Here is a 22073-nt window from a genome sequence, read left to right on the forward strand (position 1 = left end):
CGCCGGGCGCACGCTGGAGACGGCCCCCTAGTCGCGTACGGTGACGCGCTCCGCCTCCTGGGAAAGGGACTTGGCGACCACGACGATCTGTTGCTTGCGGCGGGCGCGCAGTCCGGTGAGGGCGATCAGAAGCCCCGCCACCGCGATGCCCGTGGTCACGACCAGAGCGGGCATGTAGCTGTCGAGGACGGCCTGCGGGGAGGCGGGCTCCTCGGGTGTATGGGCCGTCAGGACCGCGGTCACGACGGCCAGGAAGAGCGCGCCGCCCACCTGGACCGAGGTGTTGAGCAGGCCCGAGACCATGCCTTGCTCGTGTTCGTCGACGCCGTTGGTGGCCTGGACGTTGAGCGAGGGGAAGGTCAGGGCGAAGCCCGAGCCGACCAGCAGCATGGTGGGCAGGATCACCGCCGCGTAGACCGGGTCGAGGTCGATGCGCAGGAAGAGCAGGTAGCCGACGACCAGCAGCGTGAAGCCGATCGCGATCAGCCGAGCCGTGCCGAACCGGTCGATGATCGCGCCGACCTTCGTCGCCGACAGCGCCACGAGCGCGCCTGCCGGCAGGAAGGCCAGTGCGGTGTGCAGGGCCGACCAGCCGAGCAGCTGCTGCATATAGAGCGTGACCAGGAACTGGAACCCGATGTAGCTGCCGACGAACGTCAACGCGCCCAGCTGCGCCCGCACTTGGGCTCCCGAGCGCAGCACGCCCAGTCGGATCAGCGGGCTCGGGCTGCGCCGCTCGACGGCGACGAAGGCGGTCAGCAGAACGGCGACGGCGGCGAAGGACAGGATCGTGCGAGCGGAGCCCCAGCCCACCTCGGGTGCCTGGACGACGGTGAAGACGAGCAGCAGCATCGAGGCGGTGCCGAGGACGGCGCCGGGGATGTCGTATCCGCCCTCCGCCCGCTCGCGCTCGCTGCGCGGCAGCAGCTTCAGGCCCACGAGCAGGGCGATCAGTGCGACGGGTGCCGGAAGCAGCATGGTGAAGCGCCAGCTGGCCTCGGTGAGCAGGCCCGAGAAGACGAGCCCCATCGAGTAGCCGGTGGCACCGCAGGTGGTGTAGATCGAGAGCGCGCGGTTGCGTACCGGGCCCTCGGCGAAGGTCGTGGTGATGATGGACAGGCCGGCGGGCGCGGTGAAGGCCGCGGCGAGGCCCTTGACGAAGCGGCTGGCGATCAGCAGCGGCCCCGAGTCGACGAGGCCGCCGAGCAGCGAGGCGAACGCGAAGACGGCGAGGGCCACCAGGAACACCTGGCGCCGGCCCAGCAGGTCGGCGGTCCGTCCGCCGAGGAGCAGCAGACCGCCGTAGCCCAGGATGTAGCCGCTGACGATCCACTGCAGGGTCGAGGTGGACAGGCCCAGGTCGGCGCCGATGGACGGCAGGGCGACGCCGACCATCGACACGTCCAGCGCGTCCAGGAACATCGCGGCGCACAGCACCAGCAGCGTGCCCCACAGGCGGGGCGTCCAACGGTCCTCGGAGGAGGGGCGGGTGAGCGGAGAGGTCATGACCCAGAACACTACATGCGTATGCATCGAATGCAAGCGCATTTAATTCCGATGCAATAATCGCGGATCTCTGCTACGGTGCGCCCATGGCGGCGAAGAAGGCCGAACAGGCACTCGTGGACCAGTGGCGGGACATCCTGGCGCTGCATGCGCGCACGCAGTGCGAACTCGATCGCGCCCTCAACCAACACGGCCTGTGCGCCAGCGACTTCGAGGTCCTCGACGTGCTGGCGGACGGTTCCTGCGCGTACCGCGTCCAAGAGATCTCCGAGCGCGTCCATCTCAGCCAGAGCGCGCTGTCGCGGCTGATCGCCCGACTGGAGAAGGACGGGCTCGTCGAGCGGGGCATGTGCGCGGAGGACCGGCGCGGTGTGAAGGTGGCGCTCACGGCGAAGGGGCGCACGCTGCACGGTGCGGTGCTGCCGGTGCAGCGCGCGGTGCTGACGAGGATGCTCACGAACTGAGCGGCGTACGCGCCGCGCTCAGCTCCAGGTGACCGCGGAGTTCTCCCGCCACAGCGCGGCGACCGAGGCGTCGCCGGTCACCTGCGGAAAGGGCACGCGGTTCCACAGCGACAGGTACAGCTGCCCGGCCGGGCCGGCGATCTCGCAGTCGGCCTCTCCCGCCTCGTCCCGTGCGGTCACGGGCGGCTCTGGGGACAGCCGTACGGTCCACACGGCGCCGTCCGCATCGGTCGCCCGCACCCGCAGGACCCGCGGCTCGGCACTGCGCACGCGGCTCCTGGAACGGGCGTGGAAGGCGCACAGCAACTCGTCGATGCCGTCCGCCGCGAAGCCGGGGTCGATCGCGCTCGGCGTCCCGCCGCGTGCCGTCTCCGCGTCGTAGCGGTGCACGGTCGTCTCGTGGGCCTGCCTGCGTGCCCAGAAGGCGAGGGGCGACGGGGCCGGCAGGAAGTGCCAGCACTGCACGTCGGCGGGGGCGTGCGCGAGCGTGTCGACCAGGTGGCGGTGCCCCTGGCGGAACCAGGCGAACAGCTCGGCGCCGTCGAGGTCGGGCAGCCCGCCGTCGGGGTGGGGGGAGGTGTGCTTCTCGGCGACGAACGCCGCCGCCCAACGGTGCACCATCCCGGTGTGCCGCACCAGATCCCGCACCCGCCAGTCCGGGCACGTCGGCACCTCGGCGCCGGCCCCGGCCTGTTCGGCGGCCGTGGCCAGCAGCAGACCCTCGCGGTCCAGGGTTCGAACGAAGTCGGCTGTCTCCATGGGGTGAGTGTGGCGGATGAAGCGCGGTCCAAGGGACCTGCCGGTGCGTGCGGCGCACGCTCAGTTCGGTGCCGTACGTCGCGTGGCGATCCCGATGAGCGTGGCGATCGCCGCCAGGACGGCGACGCTGGTGAGGGCGAGGGGCAGCGAGAGCCAGTCGGCCATGAAGCCGATGGCGGGCGGGCCGAGGAGCATGCCGCTGTAGCCGAGGGTCGAGGCGACGGCGACGCCGCTGGGTCCGGCGAGGGTGCCCGCGCGTTCGACGGCCACGGGGAAGAGGTTGGCGAGACCGAGCCCGGTGACCGCGAAGCCGAGCAGCGCCGCCCAGAGGAAGGGCGCGAGCGAGCCGAGCAGCATCCCGCACGCCGCGGTGGCGCCGCCCGCGATGACGGTACGGCCGTGGCCGAGCCGTTCGAGGAGAGCCGTACCGGTGAGGCGGCCGGCGGTCATGGCCAGCGCGAAGCAGGAGTAGCCGACGGCGGCGACGCCGGGCGAGGCGTGCAGGTCCTGTTCGAGGTGCAGGGCGCCCCAGTCGGCCATGGCGCCTTCGCCGTAGGCCGTGCACAGGGCGATCAGGCCGAAGACGACCACCAGTCCGCGGGTCCCGGGCTCCATGCGGCGCGGGGCGGCGCTCGCGGTGGGTACGGGGTCCGCGGCGACCGGCGGTTCGTGGCGCAGCAGCGTACGGCCCGCCACGCACGTCACCAGGAGCCCGATCACGGCCAGGCCCAGCAGATGCCGGGTCGGGGAGAGGGCCTCCGCGACCAGCCCGCCGAGGCCCGCGCCGACCATGCCGCCCAGGCTGAAGGCCGCGTGGAAGCTGGGCATGACGGGTCGGCGCAGGGCGGCGACCAGGTCCACGGCGGCGCTGTTGAAGGCGACGTTGATGCTTCCGTAGGCGGCGCCGAAAAGGAGGAGTACGGCGCCGAGGGCGGGTGCGGAGTGGGTGAGCGGGGGCAGGGCGACGCTGAGGGAGAGCAGGACCGCACAGACGACGGTGACCTGGTGGGTGCCGTAGCGGCGGCAGAGCCGGCCGGTGAGCGTCATGGTGAGCACCGCGCCCGCGGAGACGCCCAGGAGGGCGAGACCGAGGGTGCCGGCGGAGGCGCCGGTCTGCTCCTTGATGGCGGGGATACGGACGACCCAGCCGGCGAACAGGAAGCCGTCGAGGGCGAAGAAGGTGGTCAGGGCGGCGCGGAGACGGGTCAGGGTGCTGCGGTTGCCCGGCACGGCGGTGTGCGATCGGGATTTGTTTATTAGCGGCACAAAGTCAGGCTAGGCGGAGTGCAGCAGGCGGAGCAAGGGGAGGGTGCCCGTCGCGTCTCGACGGGGCCGTGCCGCTGCGGTGCCTGACTGTCCGCACGCCGCCCGAAGTGCCACCCTGGGACGAGAGGTATCCGCCGAGGGAACTCGGGAGGGCGCATGGGACGTGACGTGCCGGCCCTGGTGTTCACGCGGGAGGATCGCCGCCGGTACCGCGAGAAGATGCACACCTGCCTGGATGTGCTGGCGCAGATGCTGCGCGAGTCGGCGTTCGAGAGCGAGCGTCCCCGCGTCGGGCTGGAGATCGAGCTCAATCTGGTGGACGACGACGGGCTGCCGGCGATGCGGAGCACCGAGGTCCTCCAGGCGATCGCCGACCCCGCCTGGTCCAGCGAGCTGGGCCGCTTCAACCTGGAGATCAACATCCCGCCCCGGGAGCTGACCACCGGCGGCCCCGGCGCCTGGGAGCAGGCGATCCGCGACGCGCTCAACCACGCCGAGGAACGCGCCTCGGACGTGGGCGCGCACCTCATCATGATCGGCATCCTGCCGACCCTGGGGGAGTCGCACGTCGACGAAGCCGCCCTGTCCGGCGATCCGCGCTACCGGCTGCTCAACGAGCAGATCTTCGCGGCCCGCGGCGAGGACCTGCGGATCTCGGTGGACGGCGTGGAGCGCCTGTCGACGTACGCCGACACCATCACCCCCGAGGCCGCCTGCACCAGCACCCAGTTCCACCTCCAGGTCTCGCCGAAGGACTTCGCGGACTACTGGAACGCCGCCCAGGCCGTCGCGGCCGTGCAGATCGCCCTCGCGGCGAACTCGCCCTTCCTCTTCGGCAGAGAACTGTGGCGCGAGACCCGTATCCCGCTGTTCGAGCAGGCCACCGACACCCGCCCCCAGGAGATCAAGGCCCAGGGCGTACGGCCCCGGGTGTGGTTCGGGGAGCGGTGGATCACCAGCGTCTTCGACCTGTTCGAGGAGAACGTGCGCTACTACCCGGCGCTGCTGCCGCTGTGCGACGACGAGGACCCGCAGGAGGCGCTCGACCGGGGCGACGTGCCGCAGCTGGGCGAACTGACGCTGCACAACGGCACGATCTACCGCTGGAACCGCCCCGTCTACGCCGTCACCGACAGCGGCCCCCATCTGCGCATCGAGAACCGGGTCCTGCCCGCCGGCCCCACCGTGGCCGACATCATCGCCAACGGTGCCCTGTACTACGGCCTCACCCGCGCCCTGGTCGACGAGGACCGGCCGATCTGGACGCGGATGTCCTTCTCGGTGGCCGAGGAGAACCTCCACACCGCCGCCCGCGACGGCATCGAGGCCCGCCTGTACTGGCCCGGCATGGGCGAAGTGCCGGTCACGGAACTGGTGTTGCGGCGCCTGCTGCCGCTGGCCCACCGGGGTCTGGAGCTGGCCGGCCTGGACGCGGCATGGCGCGAACCCCTGCTGGGCATCGTCGAGCAGCGCTGCGTCGCCGCCCGCAACGGCGCCCTGTGGCAGGCGGAGACGGTCCACCACCTGGAGAAGGGCGGCACCGCCGACCGGGCCGAGGCGCTTCGGCTGATGACCAGGACGTACATGGACTACATGCACCTGAACGCCCCCGCGCACACGTGGGACGTGGACTGACCCGCCCCTCAGCGCTATGCGGCCCGGCCGGCGGCGGCGCCCCGCCACTCCTCGGCGGCCGTCAGCGGAACGGGGACGGGCGGCTGCGCCGACGTCGTCAGCTCGATGCGCCGCCCCTCGGCCGACGACCGCAGGAGCGCGCTCATCGTCTCCAGCACGTGCAGGGCGAGGTCACCGTTCGCGCGGGCCGCCCGCTGCCCGTCGGCGGCGATGAAGTCGAGCAGGCCGACGCCCCGTGCGCCGTCGGCATAGCCGGCGGACGGCGGGAGCGGCCGCCACTGCGCGCCGCCGAGTTCGAAGAGCCGCACCTCGCCGTCGAAGTGGTTCGGATCCGGAACCGCCAGGGTTCCCGCGTCGCCGTGCACCTCGATCGGCGCGGCGGTGGCGGCCACCCCGTCGAAGCTGGTCGTGATCGTCGTCAGGGTCCCGTCCACGTGCTCGAGCACCCCGGAGACATGACTGTCCACCTCCACCGGTATCCGCTCGCCCGCGCGCGGGCCGGAACCGATGACGCGTTCGGCGCGCAGCCGGCTGGCCGCCCCGATCACGGCCCGCACCGGGCCCAGGAGGTGGACCAGGGACGCCAGGTAGTACGGCCCCATGTCCAGCAGCGGCCCGCCCCCGGCGGCGTAGTAGAAGTCGGGATGCGGATGCCAGCGTTCGTGCCCCGGAGTGACCATCACGGCCGAGGCGAACAGCGGCCGCCCGATGCTTCCCGCCCCCACCGCCGCCCGAGCCGTCTGGATGCCGGTGCCCAGCACGGTGTCCGGCGCGCACCCGACACCGACGCCGGCCTTCGCGGCGGCCGCCAACACGGCCCGGGCGTCGGGGAAGGCGGCGGCCAGCGGCTTCTCCCCGTAGACGTTCTTCCCGTGGCCGATCGCGCCCAGAGCGATCTCGGCGTGGGCCGCGGGCACGGTGAGGTTCAGCACCGTGTCGACGTCCGGGCTGCTCAGCAACTCCTCGACGGTCAGCGCCTTCACGCCGGGGACCTCGGCGGCGACCGCGGCCGACCGGGAGGCGTCGAGGTCGGCGACCGCGGTGATCCGTACGGCGGGATGGCCGACGAGCGTGTCCAGGTATGCGCGGGAGATGACCCCGAGACCTACGACGCCGATGCGGTGCGCGTCGCCCACAGCATGCCCCTTTCGATGATGGTGCGGACGTTCGGGTTCTCCAGCACGTCGAGGCTGTGCCCCGGCGTGGTCACCACGATGCGCCCGGCACCCCAGCTGCGGGTCCACACCGCCGGCGAGGTGACCGGGCGGTGCCAGGGCTGCCACGGCCGGGCGGGATGGGTCGTGGTGGCCAGGACGTCGATCAGGTCGTCGTGCAGCACCCAGTACTGCTCGGTGTGCAGCTCGAAGTCCTCGATGCCCGCCGTGACGGGGTGCTCGCGGCCCGGCTCCGTGATGGTGACGGCGTACGGCAGGTAGTTGTCCTCCTGGACACCCCGGCGTTCGCAGGGCTCCTTGCCCGGGTGGGTCGCGAACTGCCCTCCCACCAGGTGGAGATAGTCGGAGGAGGCGCGAAACGAGTCGGCGATGCCGCCGTGCCAGCCGGTGAAGCCGGTGCCGGCCTCGACCGCCGCGGTCAGTCCCGCGAGTTGCTCGGCGCTGATCTCCGACATCGTCACGCACTGCACGACGAGATCGGTGGCGGCCATCTCGTCGGCGTCGGCATAGACGTCGGTCGACTCCTCGACGCGGACGGCGTACCCGTTGCCGCGCAGGAACGGCAGGAACAGCTCCGTGGCCCGGACCGGCTGATGCCCCTCCCAACCGCCTCGGACCACCAGGGCTTTCTTCTGCGTCATGTCGTTGAATCACCGTTCCAGTGGCCGACCCCGTTGCACCGCTCCCTCACTATGCGTCCTGTCGATCGCGCTCAGGAAGGGGTGCCGGAAACGCGAAAGTTTCGCGTCTCGGCAGGGGCGTCCGCCCGGGCGTCGACCAGCCAACAGGCCGCGGTGTAACGGACTTCGGCGCCCTGCACAAAGGTGTCGAACGCCGCGCGGACCGTCTCGACGACCCGTGCGCGGGTGCGCTCGTCCGTCTCGGGCAGCACCTGACCCAGCGGACCGAGCCGGGTGAAGTATCGGACCAACTCGCTCTCCGGCAGGGTGCACTCCACGTCGACCGGCCGGATGTCGATCCCGGTCCATCCGCTCTTCTCCAGAACGTGCCTGACCGTGCCCGAGTCCGCGAAGGCGAACTGTCCCGGCCCGTCCGCTCGACGGGCGGGAAGATCCGGCAGAAGCGGTGCCGCGGCGCGCTCGGCCGTCGTCATGAACGGGTTCTCCTCGGCGCTGCGCCAAGCGATGAACCGGAGCCGGGCGTTGTCCTTGACGGCGCGCCGAAGATTCGCGAAGGCCCGGACGGGGTCGTGGAAGAACATGACGCCGAAGCGTGAGATCACCGCGTCGAAGGCGGCCGGTTCGAAGGCGTGATCCTGTGCGTCGGCGTGGAGGAAGGTGGCCGGTGTGCCCTCCCGCTCGGCGCGCGCCCGGGCAACGGTGATCATCGGCTCGGAGATGTCGACCCCGACGCAGTGACCCACCGCGCCGAGCCGCCGCGCGACGGCCAGCGTGGTGCCGCCCGTGCCACAGCCGACATCGAGCACCCGGCTGCCGGGCGCGGGGGTCACCGCCTCGACGAGCAGGTCTTCGAACGGTTGGAACATCCCGTCCAGCACCGGCTGCATCTCGACCCATGCATGTCCGGCGAGCGCGTTCCACCGGGCCGCCTGTTCGTCATCGGTCCCGTGCGGGACATTCATGATCGCCTCCTGGGGTTGCTTTTGACCGGGCCGGGATGACAGCGTGCGACTTCAAGCCGACTTGAGGTCAAGAGGATGACGGACCTGGACATCGCCGAGGTGGCGCGCCGCGCCGGGGTTCCCGCCTCGACGCTGCGGTACTACGAGGAAAAGGGGCTGATCGCCCCGATCGGCCGACGGGGCCTGCGCCGTCAGTACGATCCCGGCGTACTGGAGCGCCTGGCGCTGATCGCCCTGGGACGCACCGCCGGGTTCTCGCTCGACCAGATCGCGGGCATGTTCGCACCGGACGGACAGCCGGACATCGACCGGCAGTTGCTCGCGACCAAGGCGGAGGAACTGGACAGGCGGATCCGCGAGCTGGGCGTCCTGCGGGACTCCCTGCGGCACGCCGCGGCCTGTCCCGCACCGAGCCACATGGAGTGCTCCACCTTCCGCCGCATCCTCAGGGCGGCGGCGTCCGGGGCGGAGCGCGCGCCGAGGAAGCCGGGCCCGGTGGTGCGGTGACGGCGTCCCGGTGGGCGGGTCCGACCGGGACGAAAGCGGTTTTCCGTACGCGCGCCCGCCGAACTGGGTAGCTTGTCAGCACGAAGCTCATGCGGCGGAGGGGCAGGAGTGGGGGCAACTGGCCTGGGAGTTGTGCTCGTCCACGGGTTCAACTCCTCCTCGGAGATGTGGGAGCCACTGTGCAGGCTCATCGGCTCGGACGAGGGTCTCGCCTTCGTCGGCACACTTCCCTTCGCCTACTCCACGAGCCTGTGGACGCTCGACGCACGTCGCCGGATACCGGGCTTCGACACCATCGCGGACAGCCTCAAGGAGTTCCTCGACACCGAGGCGCGCCCGTTCAGCCGTCTGGTGCTGGTCTCGCACAGCCAGGGCGGCCTCGTCGTGCAGCGCCACCTGGCCAGAATGACGGCCGAAGGACGAGGAAACGATCTGGCCCGCATCGACCGGGTCGTGATGCTGGCGTGTCCGAACAACGGCTCGGAGATCGCCCTGTCCCTGCGCCGTCGCCTGGTGCGGAACAACCCGCAGGAGCGTGAGCTGCGCCCGCTCGACGAGCAGGTGGCCGACACCCAGCGCGCCGTTCTGAGGGACATCGTCAACGCCCGCGAGGTGACGCCGCACACGTGCCCGATCCCCTTCTCGGTCTATGCGGGCGAGACCGACAACATCGTCACTCCGGCCTCCGCACGCGGCACGTTCCCCGACGCCGCTGTCCTGCCCGGAGACCACTTCGGCATTGCTCGTCCCGACAGCCACACACATCGCACGTACACGACGCTGCGGCGTCTGCTCCGACTGCCACCCCCGTCGAGAACGAAACCGGCGGATTCCACTTCCCCAGCCGACCCGACAGCGGGCGAGGACGCCGCCCGGAGCGACTCCTACATCTTCCCGGACACGTTCGCCGTGGTAGCGGTCGCCGAACGGATCCCGGACATGGAGGACCCCGCCTTCCGACGCACGATCGTCAGCCAGATGCGCCGTACCCTGTCGCCCGGCAGCGGTTTCTCGGCCGCGTACAAGGAACATCCTCGGGACCACCTGGTGGAAATCGTCGAACGCTGCCGTTCGCACCGCGACGCCCGGGGTGCCCTCGCGGCCTTCCGTGACGCGATCACGGCCCTGCGCCCCGACGAGGCGGCCACCACCGAACTGCGAGAGCTCATCGGAGCACACCGGTGAAGAGCGCGCAGGCGGGGGTCTGCGGCGACGACGGCCAGGGCAGACGACGCGGCTGGAACGCGGCGGACCTGGAACGCCTGTGCGGGGCGCTGGGCGCGTTCTCCGATCTGGACGACCCGCAGTTCTTCCGGCAGGTCTGCTTCATGCTGGGCAAACGTCTGGGGCGGTTCGCCGTGCAGTACCACGCCGACCCCCGCAACCGCGTTCTCGCGCTGGTCCAAGCGATCGACCGCGCCCAGGAGCGGGACAGAGCCCTGCGGGCACTCGCGGACACACTGCGTTTTCTGCGGGGTGATGAGCTCGCCATGACGGAACTGGACGAGGTCGTCACACAACTGGCCCCGGAGAGCCGGCTCTCCGGCACACGGCTCCGGGCGATCGTCGAGTATCTCGACGCGAGGAAGACGACGGTGCCGCTGGTCGCGGCACACGACGCACTGCGGCGGGCCCTGCTGCCGGGCGAGCCTTCCGGTCTGCGGGGGACCGAAGACGTGTCCGGCATGGTGCGAAGGCTGAACGACGCCAAGGAAACCGGAGCCGCGTTCGACGACGCCGCGCCGGTCGTCCTCCGCTTCCTGGCCGAGCTGGCGGCATCCGCAGCCAAGGATGTGGCCGAGGTGCTGCGCAGTCACGTCCTGCACGCGGCCGACGAACTGGGGCTCCCGCCGGACGTCCGCGCCGGGCTGGCCGGGCGGCCGGCCGCGGTGTTGCCGCATGCCGACCGCCGGGTTCTGCAGATCCGGCTGAGCGAGAGCGCTCCGGGCCAACAGGAGTACGCGGTGGAGGCCGCCCTGTTCGACTGGACCGAGGAAGGGCTGTGCCGGCCCTTGAGGAGAGGGAGCGAGCGGGTCTACACCGTGCGCGAGCTGCAGCAGTGCGGCAGAACGTGCCTGGTGGAGTGGGAGGACCTGGTCATCGGACTGGACGCGGCGGACCACGCCCACGTGGAGTTCCTCCTGCCCTGGTCGTTGCTGGCCCATCCCGTCGAGCGCTGGCTGACCGACGACCAGGGGTACCTGCTCGGCCACAAGTACCCGGTGGTCGTGCGATCGCTGGACCGCATACGGCAGCGATCCTGGCACCGCGACTGGAAACGCCGATGGACGGTGCTGCGGAACTCCGGCGTGGCGTGCGGACCGGAACAGTTGGTCGGCTGGCTGGCACTGGAGAGAGCCCCCGCCCTCGAAGAGCACGGGGACGTGCTGTATCTGCGCGGGCGGGACGGCGAGGTCAGGACCTGGCTCGACGACCACCCGGACAGCGCGGGCATCGCCCTCGCCTTCTCGTACGACCACGGCAACCCCCGGTGCGCGCTCGCCCTCCAGGAAGCCGTGTGCGAGGGCGTGCCGTTCATGGTCTGGCGGCGCGACCACGGAGACCCCACCGAACTCGCGGAACGGTTGCGCGAGTCCGGGCAGGACCGGTTCGCCGACCTGCCTGCCCGCCTGCGGCAGTGGCGGCGGAGCGCCCCGCGTGACGACGAGTCAGACATGCACAACCACCTGACGCTGTTCTGGGACGATCCGGACTGCGTCCAGCGAGAAGGGCCGCTGAGCGTGCCCACACGGACGGGGGGATCAGGGGCATGACCACGCAGGGCACAGCAGGCCGCTCGGCACCGGAGACGCCGCCGGACGCGGCGCCCGACTGGTGGATCTACCGCTGCGCCACCGAGCCCCATGACGGCATACGTCGCCTGCCGCCACCGCCGACGTGGCGCTCCTTCACCGGCGCGGCGGACCAGGTCCTCCTGGATCCGCCGGACGGCAAGGCGGCGCCCGGTGGACGGCGGAACCGCGGCGCCGCCCACTACCTGGCGGAACGCGAGGAGATCCACCTCGTCAACATGGCGCTTCTGCTGCGTCGGCCGCTCCTGGTGACCGGCCCGCCGGGCGTCGGCAAGACGACACTTGCCTACAGCATCGCCAGGGAACTCCGGCTCGGGCCCGTGCTGCGCTGGTCCGTCAGCAGCCGCACCACCCTCCGGGAAGGGCAGTACGAGTACGACGCGATCGGACGCCTTCAGGATGTCGGACTGCGCGCACGCTTCGCGGACACGCAGCCGAAGGGCGGCGACGCGGCACCGACACCCGAACCGCCGGACGTCGGGCACTATCTGCGCCTCGGTCCGCTGGGCACGGCCCTGCTCCCGTGGAGCCGTCCGCGGGTGCTGCTCATCGACGAGATCGACAAGAGCGATGTCGACTTTCCCAACGATCTGCTCCATGTCTTCGAGGAAGGCGAGTTCACCGTCCTCGAACTCGCCCGGCTGCACCAGCGCACGGCCACGGTCATGACGGCCGACCCAGAGGGGTGGGTGGAGCTGACGCGCGGCCAGGTTCGCTGTCACGACTTTCCCGTGGTGGTCATGACCAGCAACGGGGAACGCGAGTTCCCGCCGGCGTTCCTGCGGCGCTGCATCCGCCTGGAGATCCGCCGCCCGGACCGGGACAAACTCGCCCGGCTGCTCGCCACCCACCTGCCCGAGCCCGACAGTCCCGTGTCATCGGCGCGGGAGGCACTGATCGACGAGTTCCTGCGCAGGCAGGAGCAGGAAGGCTCCGAACTCGCGGGCGACCAGCTCCTCAACGCGGTACGGGCAGCACAGCACGTCTGGAACGACCCGGAGGAACGCGCACTGGTCGTCGACCACCTCCTGCGCCCGCTCAACGAAGGCTGACGGGTGGACGAAGAACTGGCCGCGAGCCTCAGGCGACTTCTGGCGGACGAATCCGACGCCTCCGCCGAGGACTTGGCCGACGTGCTGTGGATCGCACGGTTTGCCGGCCAGGCACAGCCCGGCAGCGATCCCGTACCGGGCCCGCCGTCGCCGGAACGGCGGCCGCAGCGACCGACTGCACCACCACCGGCCTCCGCCGTCGCTCCGGCCCCCGGCCCGAGCCCGGAGGACCCCCCTCTGCACGCGGCCCTGCCACCCGGGCGGGACGACACGGGCCGGCCCACGAACACCCGCGCAGCCCTTCCGGTGCGGTTGGGCCGCGAGAGAGCGTCGGCCCAAATGCGCGCGCTGGCCCGAGCCCTGCGCCCGCTCAAGCGCGTACGGAACTCAGCCGAAAGGCAGTTGGACGAGGAGGCGACGGCACGGGCCGCGGGGGAGACGGCCCTGCTGCTCCCGACGTGGAAGCCGGGGCAGGAACGCCACTTCGAGGTCGACCTCGTGATCGACGCGGGGCCGTCGATGGTGATCTGGCGTCAGCTGGCCGGAGAACTGCAGTCGTTGCTCGAAGGGCACGGCGCCTTCCGTGTCGTGCGCACCCTGCGTCTCGACACCGTAGGCGGCTCACCGAGGCTCTCCTGGTCGCGGCGCGCGCCGCACGGAGCGCCGCAGGGCAGCGTCGCGCCGGAACGCCTCGCCGATCCGACCGGCCGTCGGCTCATTCTCCTGCTCACCGACGGCATGGGGCCGCAGTGGGACAGCCCCGCCCTCGACACGGTGCTCCATCGCTGGTCGCGGACCCAGCCGGTGGCCGTCCTCCAGACGCTGCCGCACAGGCTCTGGCACCGCACCCGCCTCACCACGGAACCCGTCTCGGCCCGCTCGGTCGCACAGGGCAACGCCACCGCGCTCTTCCGGTCGCGGCAGCGCGGTCGTCGAGCTCATGGCTGGGTTCCCGTGCTTGAACTGGCCCCCGACTGGGTGGAGCCCTGGGCGAAGGTGGTCGCGGGGAAGGCCGACGGCTGGACACCTCTGCTGGCCATGCCGGTCGGCCGGGAAGCGAGCGAACGACAGCCCCGACAGAGCACCGAGCCGGCCATCGGCGCCGATGCCGAGAAGCTGGTCGAGCGCTTCCGCTGCGAGGCATCGGCCGGCGCGTTCGAGCTGGCCGGGTATCTCGCCGCGACCCCACTGGTACTGCCCGTCATGCGGCTGGTCCAGGGCGCGATGATGCCCGGGTCGAACTCCGCGCACCTGGCCGAGGTCTTCCTCTCCGGGCTGATCGTCCCGGTGGAGGGCGACTTCGGCCGCGACGACGATCCCGACCTGTTGCTGTACGACTTCCGGCCGGGGGTGCGCGAGGTGCTGCTCGGCACGCTGACAAGGCGTGAGTCGCTGACCGTGCTGGACGTACTCAGCCAGGTGTCCGGCAAGGTCGCCCGGCGATTCGGGGGCAGCCTCAGCTTCCGGGCACTCGTCCCCTCGGCCGACGCGGACGGCGACTGGCGCATCCCGGCCGACAGCGCCCCGTTCGCCCGCGTGGCAGCCGAGGTGCTGGCGAGCTTCGGTGAGGAGCACAGGGCGCTTTCGGAGGCCCTGACCGAGGCGGTCGCGGCGCCGCCTAGGGAAGAAAGGACGGCGAGCGAAAGCGGTCCGGTACGCCGTAGTGGAGCGGGACGGGTCATCGCGCTTGCCAGAGCGGCTACGGTGAGCGTTTACCCGGACGAGGACGGATCGCCGCCGTTCTGCAGTGGCTTCTTCGTCGCACCGGGCTGGGTGCTCACGACTGCCGAGGTCGTGCCGGACGGGGCACGACCCGAGGTCCGGGTCGGTCACGGTGGTCAGCTCTTCGACGGCACCGTGGAATGGACGCAGCCCGCAGCCAGGTACGGCAACGTGTCGGTCTCCGGACTCGCCCTTGTCCGCCTGTCGGAACCCCCCGCACACACCTGCGTCTGGCTCACCGAACGGACGTTGGAGCTTCCCCCGGACGAGGTGGCCTTTGCAGGCCGCATCCGCGGCCAGGACGGTGAGGTGGGGGTGAGCGGACGCTGTGGGGTCCGGGGCCGGATCGGCGCCGGAGCCGCGCTGCTCCTGGGGCACGGTGCCGCGCCGTACCGGAGCGCCGCCGGCGGCCCGGTCGTCGATGTGTCCAGGGGCGAGGTGATCGGCGTCCTCGGCGTCCACCGCCGGGGCGAGGCGGCAGACCTCGTGGTGCCCGTGACAGAACTGCGGCGTGAATCCGGGGACCTGTACCAGCATGTTGTTCGCGCCCACGACCGTCATCACGCAGCCCGCCGCCGCGAGGACTCGGAGAACGACACTTGGCGCGACGTTCTCGGCGACATCGGGGCGGCCGGCCGCGTCCTCACCCCCGACCAGCGCATCGAACTCCTGGGCCTGTTGGCGGAAGTCCCGCCGCCGGCGAGCCCCGCGAGCGTGGAGCGCCTCGTCCGGGTGCTGGCCGAGAACCGCTGGTACACCTTGGCGCCTCGGGCCTGGCGCGACGGGCTCGGCCTGTTGTACGACGCTCCGGGCGTCGGCCGGCTGGAAGCCGTCCTGCGCTACGCCGTGAGCGTCGCCACCGCGCAGGAAAGTGCCCCCGCGAGCGGCGGAGTCGAAGGGAAGCTGTGGGCATGGACGAGGGACCTCGCTGATCGAACAGGACTGCCTCGGGCCGTCCGGCAGATGCTGGCGGAGGAGTACCACGGGCGACTTCGTGTGCGCGAGCCCCGGCAAACCGCCTTGCTCGAGGTTCTCTCCCGGGGCTGGGAGCCGGACCGCTGCGATTGGTCGGTTTCAGTCCGCCAGAGGGATGAGGCACCGCTACGCCTCGCTGAAGGCGACATGGTCCCTCGGGCTGAGCTGCACGCCCGCGTCGCAGCCCCGCTGGCGGAGGCGTTCCGGTGGTGCGACGCACCTGATCGGCCGGCCACCCTGGAAGTCGTCCTCCCCGCGGACCTGCTGTCGATGGACGTCGACGCGTGGCGGCTGGACTCCGCCGGCGCGATGACGCTGGGCGCCACCCGCCCGGTCGTCGTCCGGTGCGGCGAACGCCCATGGGAGCCGTTGGGGATGGGGGAGGTCAGCAGATGGGACGACGAACGTCTCGAGCGCTGGGACACCTTGCACCGCCGTCCACCAGTCCCGAAGGTACTCGACCCACGTGTCCACGACCTGGCCTCACTGCGTGCTCTGCCGCGAGAAACGCTCCCCGTCCTTTCCCACAGCGACGACGCAGCGCTCCGCGCCCTCTGGCAGACAGGCCATCCCATCGTCCTGTGGCGCCGTGGCAGGGACGCAGCCACGGTGGCCCCCGATGCGTTCCACAGCGGCGTTCACAGCGCAGTGGAAGCCCTGACCGGTGCCGCTGAGCTGCCCAGCATGGTGCTGGCGCTGCGCAGGGAGCTGGCCGCCTCCAGGGAAGAGGCGCAATGGGCCCGCGGTTTGAAGCTCATGTACGACGACCCGACCTCTCCGCCGCCTGGCTACGACGACTTGTTGGAAGCCCCCTGAGGGGCCGCTCCGGTGCTGCGAGATGGCGCTGGAGGTCGATGTGCCGGAACTGGTAGACGGCCCCTGTCTGCCGTAGGACGCCGCGGCGTTCGTGGGCGTCGGCGAGGAAGGCCGTCAGGTCCCGGGGAAGGCGGTGGTGTGCCGCCAGGTGGTGGCGGGTGAGGGTGTAGTACCACCAGGCGTTCTGGCGGAGCGCCGACGCCAGGCCGACGCTGACACCGTAGGCCAGGCCCCGGTCGAGGATGTGCGCCGGGGTCATCGAGATGGGCCTGCCGTCCGTGGTGCCGCGACCCAGGCCGTAGGAGAGACCGCCCTGGACGATGTGGTCGATGCCGTAGCTGGCGGTGAACGCCGCGGCGGTCGCCAGGCCCACGGCGAGCCACATCCGGGCGAAGGTCCTCCGGTCCTGCCGCAGGAGGCCGACCGGACCGGTCGGGGTGGTGAGATCGGCCGGTTTTCCGGTGAGGCCGTGGGCGATGCCCACCGTGAGGCCGAAGGCACACGAGAAGGTGAGTGCTGTGGAGACGGGGTACGCGGCCGTGCCCGCCACGGACGACTGGAGTCTGAGCACGGCCCAGTGGGTGGCGCCGATGGCGCAGCCGCCGGCCAGGCCCGTCGAGAAGCCCCGCCAGTCCCAGGCCCACCGTGCGCGGACCGTCGGGACGGGGCTCGGGCGGCGTGCGGAGAGGCGGGACGACCGGTCGCCGAGTGCTCCCCCCGCCAACGCGTACACCGCGCTTGCGGCCAGGGCGCCCACGGCCGCGGTCGTCGGGTCGTGGTTGAGGCGGTAGGAGAAGAAGAGAGTGGCCCCGGTGAGGAGGCCGAGGGCGCACATGCGACGGTCCCAGGTGCGACGGGGCCGGGGCCCGGGGGAGGCGAGTCTGCCGGCCAGCGCGCCGACGACGCCGCCGGCGAAGCCGTACGCGAGCCCGTTGGCCGTGGTGGCCGCCGGCCACTGGAGCTGGCCGGTGGCCAGCGCATGAGTCAGGCCCTCGGCGGCACCTCCGGTCACGCCGGCCACGAGGCCGCAGCCGATGCCGCCCGCGATCCCTCCGGCGAGGCCCCCGACGATGGCCGCGGGCGGGCCCGTCAGCCAGCCGGAGTCGAGGCCCGCGAGGAGCGCCGTGAGCCTGCCCGTGCCGGTGGCGGCGGCCCATGCCACGACGCCGAGGGCGGCCCCCGTCGCCACTTGGGCGAACCGTGGCGGCAACGCCCGGCGGAGCTGCCACCAGGCCAGGTCGGTGCTGTCGTGCAGACGGCGGGCGAGACAGCGCAGGGCGTGTTCGGCCTGCTGGGCGGACCAGCGGCACGGGTACCTCGGGTGGGGTCGGTAGGCGGCCGTGACGTACGCGTCGAAGAGGTGTGTGCGCACGGCGGTGGTGTCGGGGAAGCGAATCCGGTCGGTCAGGTCGGCGGGGCGGGGGAGGGCCGTGTTCTGCTCGCCCGGGCGGGGGTTGTAGACCGTCCGGGCCAGGAACAGCATCAGCGGGCTCGTGAGCGCACGGGCCACGGGCGCTTCGGTGCCGAGCAGACGGACCACGGGGTCCCAGCGCGCGGCCGCGGTGTCCTGGCCGCCTGCGTCCCGTTGCAGGTACGCGGCGATGTCCGGGGCCTTGAGGGGAAGCAGTTCCACGGCGGCCGCGCCGCTGAGCTTGACCGGCACTCCGTGGGCCGGGGCGAGCGTGTCGCCGTACTCCGTCAGGCGGCTGGTCAGTACGACGGGGCGCCCGGGCGGCAGCGCCGTGTTGATCGCGTCCAGTGCCATCGCGCGGCACTGCGAGGGGATTTCGTCGAAGCCGTCGAGGATCGGCAGGATCAGTCGGTGTTCCAGCAAGGACCGGGCGGCACCGGCCCGGCCGGCGCGGTCGGCGTGCCCCGCCTCCGGATCGCCGAGACCGCTGTAGTCACGGGCGAGTTGTTCCACCAGCCAGGAATCCAGGGTCTGTTCGGCGGGGTTCCACGAGGCGAGCGAGAACAGCACCGGGACGGGGCCGCCTTGTGCGCGTTCGGCGGTGAGGGCCAGCAGCAGGCGGATCAGCAGCATCGTCTTGCCGCTGCCGGGGTTGCCCAGAATCAGCAGACGGCGGGTCGGCACCCGCTCCAGGAACACCTGCGTGATCTGCCCGCCGGTGCCGCTCAGACCGTCCGGTCCTGAGGCCCAGCCGGAGCGTGGAGCCGACAGATCGCCGGCCAACTCCCGTAGGAAGGCCCAGGCTTCGCCGAAGCGGGAATCGGCCGCCTGCCAGCAGACCGGCAGCGGATAGGGGTCGTTCAGGCGCCGCACCCTTGCCTCGGCTTCCCATTGCTGCCGCACGGCCACCGCCAGACGGTCGGCGATCCGGGCCAGGTCGTCGCCCTCGGCCCGCTCGCCCCGGTCGACGCGCAAGGTCGCCCAGGACAGGTACATGCCGCCCACGGACGGAAGCAGCGCGGCCACCGTCTCAGCCATCCGCAGGTCGAAGCGGACGGCGATGAACACCGCCCCGGCCATGCCGCCGATCGACAGGGCGAGATAGAGCGCGCCGACCCGCCGAGTCCGCCAACCAGTCCCCATGGCCGGATTCTCGGGGCGGGCGAACGGCGCCTGCGGGGGTTCGCCGACCGCGTCCCACGGACGAGTGACAGCAGGCAGCGCTGTCAGATCCAGCCCTGCTCCCAGGCCCGATGGGCGGCCGCATGCCGGGTCGGGACGCCCAGCTTGGACATCGCGGAGGAGAGGTAGTTGCGGACGGTGCCGGAGGCCAGGTGGACCTCGGTGGCGATGTCCGCGATCGACGCGCCGGTGCGGGCGGCGCGCAGGACCTCCAGTTCGCGGTCGGTGAGGGGGCAGTCGTCCTCGGTCAGCGCGGACGCGGCGATGTCCGGGTCCACATAGCGGCGGCCGGCGGCGATGTCACGGATGATCTCGGCCAGCCGGGCCGCCGGGGTCGTCTTGGGCACGAAGCCACGTACGCCGGCGGCCAGGGCCCGGCGCAGGACGGCGGGGCGGGCGTGCCGGGTCACCAGGACGATCCGGGTGGGCAGTTCGGCCCGGATCTCCTCGGCGGCCCGCAGTCCGTCGGCGGGCGGCATCTCCAGGTCGAGGACGGCGATGTCGGGGCGGTGCTCGCGGGCCAGCCGCACGGCCTCGGTGGAGGTGGCCGCCTCGGCGACGACGGTGAGGTCCTGTTCCAGCGCGAGCAGGGCGGCGAGGGCGCTTCTGAGCAGGTCCTCGTCGTCGGCGATCATCAGGCGGATCATCGGGCGGCTCCGTCCGCGGGGTTCGGCGACAGCGGTGATGTCTGCGGTCGTGACGGCTCTGGGGACTCCGTCGATTGCTTCGGCTCCGCTGATTCCGGCGGCTGCTTCGGCTCCGGTGAGGGCGCGGGCAGCGCGGCCGCGACCTCGAACCGGTCACCGTCCCGGCGCCACGTCAGTTCGCCGCCCGCCGCCCCCAGCCGCTCGGCGAGCGTGCGCAGTCCCGTGCCGTCCGGAGCGGCGGGGTGCTCCCCTGCGCCGTCGTTGCTCACCCGCAGGCAGGCGCGCCCGTCGGCGATCCGGTAGTCGACCTCGGCTTGACCTGCCCGGCTGTGCCGGAGCACGTTCGTGGTGGCCTCCCGCATCACCAGACCGAGGAGGTGCCGGACGGAGTCGGTGAGGCCGGCGGCCACGGCGGCGGGATCAAGGGTCATTTTCGCGTCGATGCCGGCCGCGGCCAGCACCCGCGTCGCATTGCCGATCTCGTCGTCCAGGGACGTACGCCGGTACCCCTGCACCACGGCCCGGGTGTCGCTCAGGGCGTCCGCCGCCAGCCGCCGTATCTCCTTCAGCTCCGCGGCGGCGCGCGCCGGGTCCACCTCGACGAGCCGTTCCGCCAACTCGCTCTTCAGCGCGATGACTTGCAGGTGGTGGCCCTGGATGTCGTGCAGGTCGGCGGCGAACCGCAGCCGCTCCTCCTTGACCGCCAGCTCAGCCTCCAGCCGCCGTGCCTCGTCCAGCCGCCGCGCGGTGTCCCAGGCCCACAGAGGGCCGAGCGTCACCCAGGCCGTGAAGGCGACCAGCCCGGCCGGGAACAGTGCGGCGTACGCCACCTCCCCGTCTCCCTCGACCAGGCTGACCAGGCCCCCGGGCAGCGGTGCGAGGACGACCGCGCCCGCGATCAGCAGTCGTCTGCGGCGCGGCGGGAGGTACGTGGCGACGATCGCCACCACCAGGGCGGGCGCGACCGGCCACAGCCCGTAGTCGCGCAGGGCGAGAGGGAAGGCCGCGAGCACGACTCCGGCCCCGACGGCGGCGATCAGCCCGCCCAGGGGAAGTCGGCCGGGGAGTGCGTCCGGCACCGGCAGGAGCGCCAGGCGCCGGCTCAGCAGGGCCACGCTCGCCCACACCTCGACCGCCAGCGCGGCGGCGGCCGGGCCGCGGGCCCACAGCGGGACGTCGCCGTCGAGGACCCACTCGCCGACGAAGAAGGCCAGGACACACACGGTCATGCCCGGCACGGTCCACCACGTATAGCGACGGAAGCTCCTCAGCCCCGCCGCGTCACGCTCGATCGCCCCGTCCCCCACCCGGTCATTGTGGACCAGGCCGCATGACAAATGTCATCCGCGAACGTGACAACGCCACGCGCGTACAGGGGGATTCGGCACTACTGGTGGGCTGCTCCGCACAGCAGGTTGGAGATGTCACCACAGCCCTTCCCGACCAGTCCAGCAGTCGGGGCCCCCACCAGTCGACCAGGAGACGCCCCATGTCCAGCTCTGCCTCCCACCCCGCCGCCGACCGGCCCCACCCGGCCGCGATGCTCAAGCGGCGCTGGCCCACGGCGCTGGCCGTCGCGGTCGTCGCCCTCAACGTGACCGCATCCGGCTCGCAGGACGTGGCGGACGCGGTCGGTGGCTTCGGCGAGACCCTGCCGTTGCTGCCTCTGATCTATCTGGTCGTCAACCAGATCGGTAAGCCGCAGGCCACCTGGCCGGTGCTCGGGGCCGGGCTGGTGGCCGTGTTCGCTCTCCCCTTCCAGGACGTGGTCGCCCCCTCGACGGCTCTCGTCGCCCTGGCGCTGGTCCTCCTGGCCTGGGGAGCCGTCCGCGGAACACCCCACGGGCGGGCCGCGTTCGGTGTGCAGGCCGTCGGCGCGCTCGTCTTCTGCGGGCTCGCGCTGGCCGGGCTGGCGGTGGACCCGGACCTGGGCCGCCATCTGCTGGCGGCCGGCTGGTTCTTCCACGGCGTATGGGACTTCGTGCACCTGAGGCTCGACAAGGTCGTCTCCCGTACGTTCGCCGAGTGGTGCGGCGTCATCGACGTCCTCGTCGCCGTCCAACTGCTCTTTCTGGTCTGATCTTTCCGGTCCGGCCTCAGGCGGAGCGGCGCGCCAAGTCCTCCAGGACGGCCACCGCCCGGTCGGCGTCCTCGGCCGGCACGAACAGGTGGTCGTGATGGAAGCCGGCCACCACGTTGCAGCTCAGGCCGGCGTCGGCGAGCTCTCGCGAGACGGCCGCGGTCAGGCCCACCGCCTCCAGCGCCGAGTGGACGCGCAGCGTGATCCAGCCCGCCACATAGTCGTAGGCCATCCCCGCCGCGTCGGCCTCCTGCTGCCGTGCGACCACGGTGAGGCCCTCCGGTTCGGCGACCGTGACCACCGGGGTGACGCCGGAGGGGACGCGACCCTCGACCGTGGTGAACACATAGCGGCCAGGGTTCAGCTCCGGGCGCATGCCGTTCAGCAATTTCTGCAGGTCACGTTCACCAGCCATGATCGAGAGCGTACCGGCGTCCCCGCACGTTCGCAGGCGCTGCAC

18 protein-coding genes are annotated in these 22073 nt (G+C 71.9%); 8 read left to right on the forward strand and 10 right to left on the reverse strand.

Annotated features, from left to right (window positions below):
- Positions 1-27 precede the first annotated feature (27 nt).
- Positions 28-1506 (reverse strand): MFS transporter, encoded by a 1479-nt coding sequence (locus tag ACIBU0_RS41145; RefSeq protein ID WP_398829158.1) that lies wholly within the window; start codon positions 1504-1506, stop codon positions 28-30.
- An 86-nt stretch (positions 1507-1592) separates the two neighbouring features.
- On the opposite strand from ACIBU0_RS41145, the gene ACIBU0_RS41150 reads away from it, so the two are divergent.
- Positions 1593-1970: a MarR family winged helix-turn-helix transcriptional regulator gene (locus ACIBU0_RS41150; protein WP_398829160.1), complete on the forward strand. Its 378-nt coding sequence runs from the start codon at positions 1593-1595 to the stop codon at positions 1968-1970.
- 18 nt (positions 1971-1988) lie between these two features.
- Here ACIBU0_RS41150 and ACIBU0_RS41155 read toward each other — a convergent pair whose 3' ends face one another.
- Both ACIBU0_RS41155 and ACIBU0_RS41160 read right to left on the reverse strand, forming a co-directional pair.
- Positions 1989-2729 (reverse strand): maleylpyruvate isomerase family mycothiol-dependent enzyme, encoded by a 741-nt coding sequence (locus tag ACIBU0_RS41155; RefSeq protein ID WP_398829163.1) that lies wholly within the window; start codon positions 2727-2729, stop codon positions 1989-1991.
- A 60-nt stretch (positions 2730-2789) separates the two neighbouring features.
- A complete protein-coding gene (locus tag ACIBU0_RS41160) occupies positions 2790-3959 on the reverse strand; it encodes an MFS transporter (protein ID WP_398829166.1) in 1170 nt (389 codons plus the stop codon).
- A gap of 192 nt (positions 3960-4151) precedes the next feature.
- Between ACIBU0_RS41160 and ACIBU0_RS41165 the strand changes: the two genes are divergently transcribed.
- Complete coding sequence (locus ACIBU0_RS41165) at positions 4152-5630, forward strand: glutamate-cysteine ligase family protein (protein ID WP_398829168.1); 1479 nt, start codon at positions 4152-4154, stop codon at positions 5628-5630.
- A gap of 14 nt (positions 5631-5644) precedes the next feature.
- Here the strand turns inward: ACIBU0_RS41165 and ACIBU0_RS41170 are convergent, their stop codons facing one another.
- From ACIBU0_RS41170 to ACIBU0_RS41180, 3 genes are all read right to left on the reverse strand, one after another.
- Positions 5645-6766 carry a Gfo/Idh/MocA family protein gene (locus tag ACIBU0_RS41170; protein ID WP_398829171.1) on the reverse strand — a complete coding sequence of 374 codons (1122 nt, stop codon included), beginning with the start codon at positions 6764-6766 and terminating at the stop codon, positions 5645-5647.
- Positions 6736-7446, reverse strand: coding sequence for a ThuA domain-containing protein (locus ACIBU0_RS41175; protein ID WP_398829174.1), 711 nt, complete (start codon positions 7444-7446; stop codon positions 6736-6738). The genes ACIBU0_RS41170 and ACIBU0_RS41175 overlap by 31 nt, the downstream gene beginning before the upstream one ends.
- A gap of 71 nt (positions 7447-7517) precedes the next feature.
- Positions 7518-8408 (reverse strand): class I SAM-dependent methyltransferase, encoded by an 891-nt coding sequence (locus tag ACIBU0_RS41180; RefSeq protein WP_398829176.1) that lies wholly within the window; start codon positions 8406-8408, stop codon positions 7518-7520.
- 75 nt (positions 8409-8483) lie between these two features.
- Here ACIBU0_RS41180 and ACIBU0_RS41185 point away from each other — a divergent pair, with 75 nt between their 5' ends.
- The 5 genes from ACIBU0_RS41185 (at position 8484) to ACIBU0_RS41205 (ending at position 16293) form a co-directional block, all read left to right on the forward strand.
- On the forward strand, positions 8484-8915 hold the full coding sequence (locus tag ACIBU0_RS41185) for a helix-turn-helix domain-containing protein (protein ID WP_398829178.1): 432 nt from the start codon (positions 8484-8486) through the stop codon (positions 8913-8915).
- Positions 8916-9023: 108 nt separating this feature from the next.
- Positions 9024-10100, forward strand: a complete 1077-nt coding sequence (locus ACIBU0_RS41190) for an alpha/beta fold hydrolase (protein WP_398829180.1) — start codon at positions 9024-9026, stop codon at positions 10098-10100.
- Positions 10097-11689, forward strand: a complete 1593-nt coding sequence (locus ACIBU0_RS41195; RefSeq protein WP_398829183.1) for a hypothetical protein — start codon at positions 10097-10099, stop codon at positions 11687-11689. The genes ACIBU0_RS41190 and ACIBU0_RS41195 overlap by 4 nt, the downstream gene beginning before the upstream one ends.
- A complete protein-coding gene (locus tag ACIBU0_RS41200) occupies positions 11686-12780 on the forward strand; it encodes an AAA family ATPase (RefSeq protein WP_398829186.1) in 1095 nt (364 codons plus the stop codon). The genes ACIBU0_RS41195 and ACIBU0_RS41200 overlap by 4 nt, the downstream gene beginning before the upstream one ends.
- A gap of 3 nt (positions 12781-12783) precedes the next feature.
- Complete coding sequence (locus tag ACIBU0_RS41205; protein WP_398829189.1) at positions 12784-16293, forward strand: SAV_2336 N-terminal domain-related protein; 3510 nt, start codon at positions 12784-12786, stop codon at positions 16291-16293.
- On the opposite strand, the gene ACIBU0_RS41210 is transcribed toward ACIBU0_RS41205, so the two are convergent.
- From ACIBU0_RS41210 to ACIBU0_RS41220, 3 genes are all read right to left on the reverse strand, one after another.
- A complete protein-coding gene (locus ACIBU0_RS41210) occupies positions 16232-18847 on the reverse strand; it encodes an NACHT domain-containing protein (RefSeq protein ID WP_398829191.1) in 2616 nt (871 codons plus the stop codon). The two genes, ACIBU0_RS41205 and ACIBU0_RS41210, sit on opposite strands and share 62 nt — an antisense overlap.
- 83 nt (positions 18848-18930) lie before the next feature.
- Positions 18931-19533 carry a DNA-binding response regulator gene (locus ACIBU0_RS41215; protein ID WP_398829194.1) on the reverse strand — a complete coding sequence of 201 codons (603 nt, stop codon included), beginning with the start codon at positions 19531-19533 and terminating at the stop codon, positions 18931-18933.
- Entirely contained in the window at positions 19530-20762 is a 1233-nt protein-coding gene (locus ACIBU0_RS41220) for a sensor histidine kinase (RefSeq protein WP_398829197.1), read from the reverse strand. The genes ACIBU0_RS41215 and ACIBU0_RS41220 overlap by 4 nt, the downstream gene beginning before the upstream one ends.
- A 260-nt stretch (positions 20763-21022) precedes the next feature.
- On the opposite strand from ACIBU0_RS41220, the gene ACIBU0_RS41225 reads away from it, so the two are divergent.
- Positions 21023-21613 (forward strand): hypothetical protein, encoded by a 591-nt coding sequence (locus tag ACIBU0_RS41225; protein WP_398829199.1) that lies wholly within the window; start codon positions 21023-21025, stop codon positions 21611-21613.
- 16 nt (positions 21614-21629) lie between these two features.
- Here ACIBU0_RS41225 and ACIBU0_RS41230 read toward each other — a convergent pair whose 3' ends face one another.
- Complete coding sequence (locus ACIBU0_RS41230) at positions 21630-22028, reverse strand: ACT domain-containing protein (protein ID WP_398829201.1); 399 nt, start codon at positions 22026-22028, stop codon at positions 21630-21632.
- Positions 22029-22073: the final 45 nt, after the last annotated feature.

This window comes from Streptomyces sp. NPDC049627, from assembly GCF_044465645.1.
Lineage (GTDB): Bacteria > Actinomycetota > Actinomycetes > Streptomycetales > Streptomycetaceae > Streptomyces.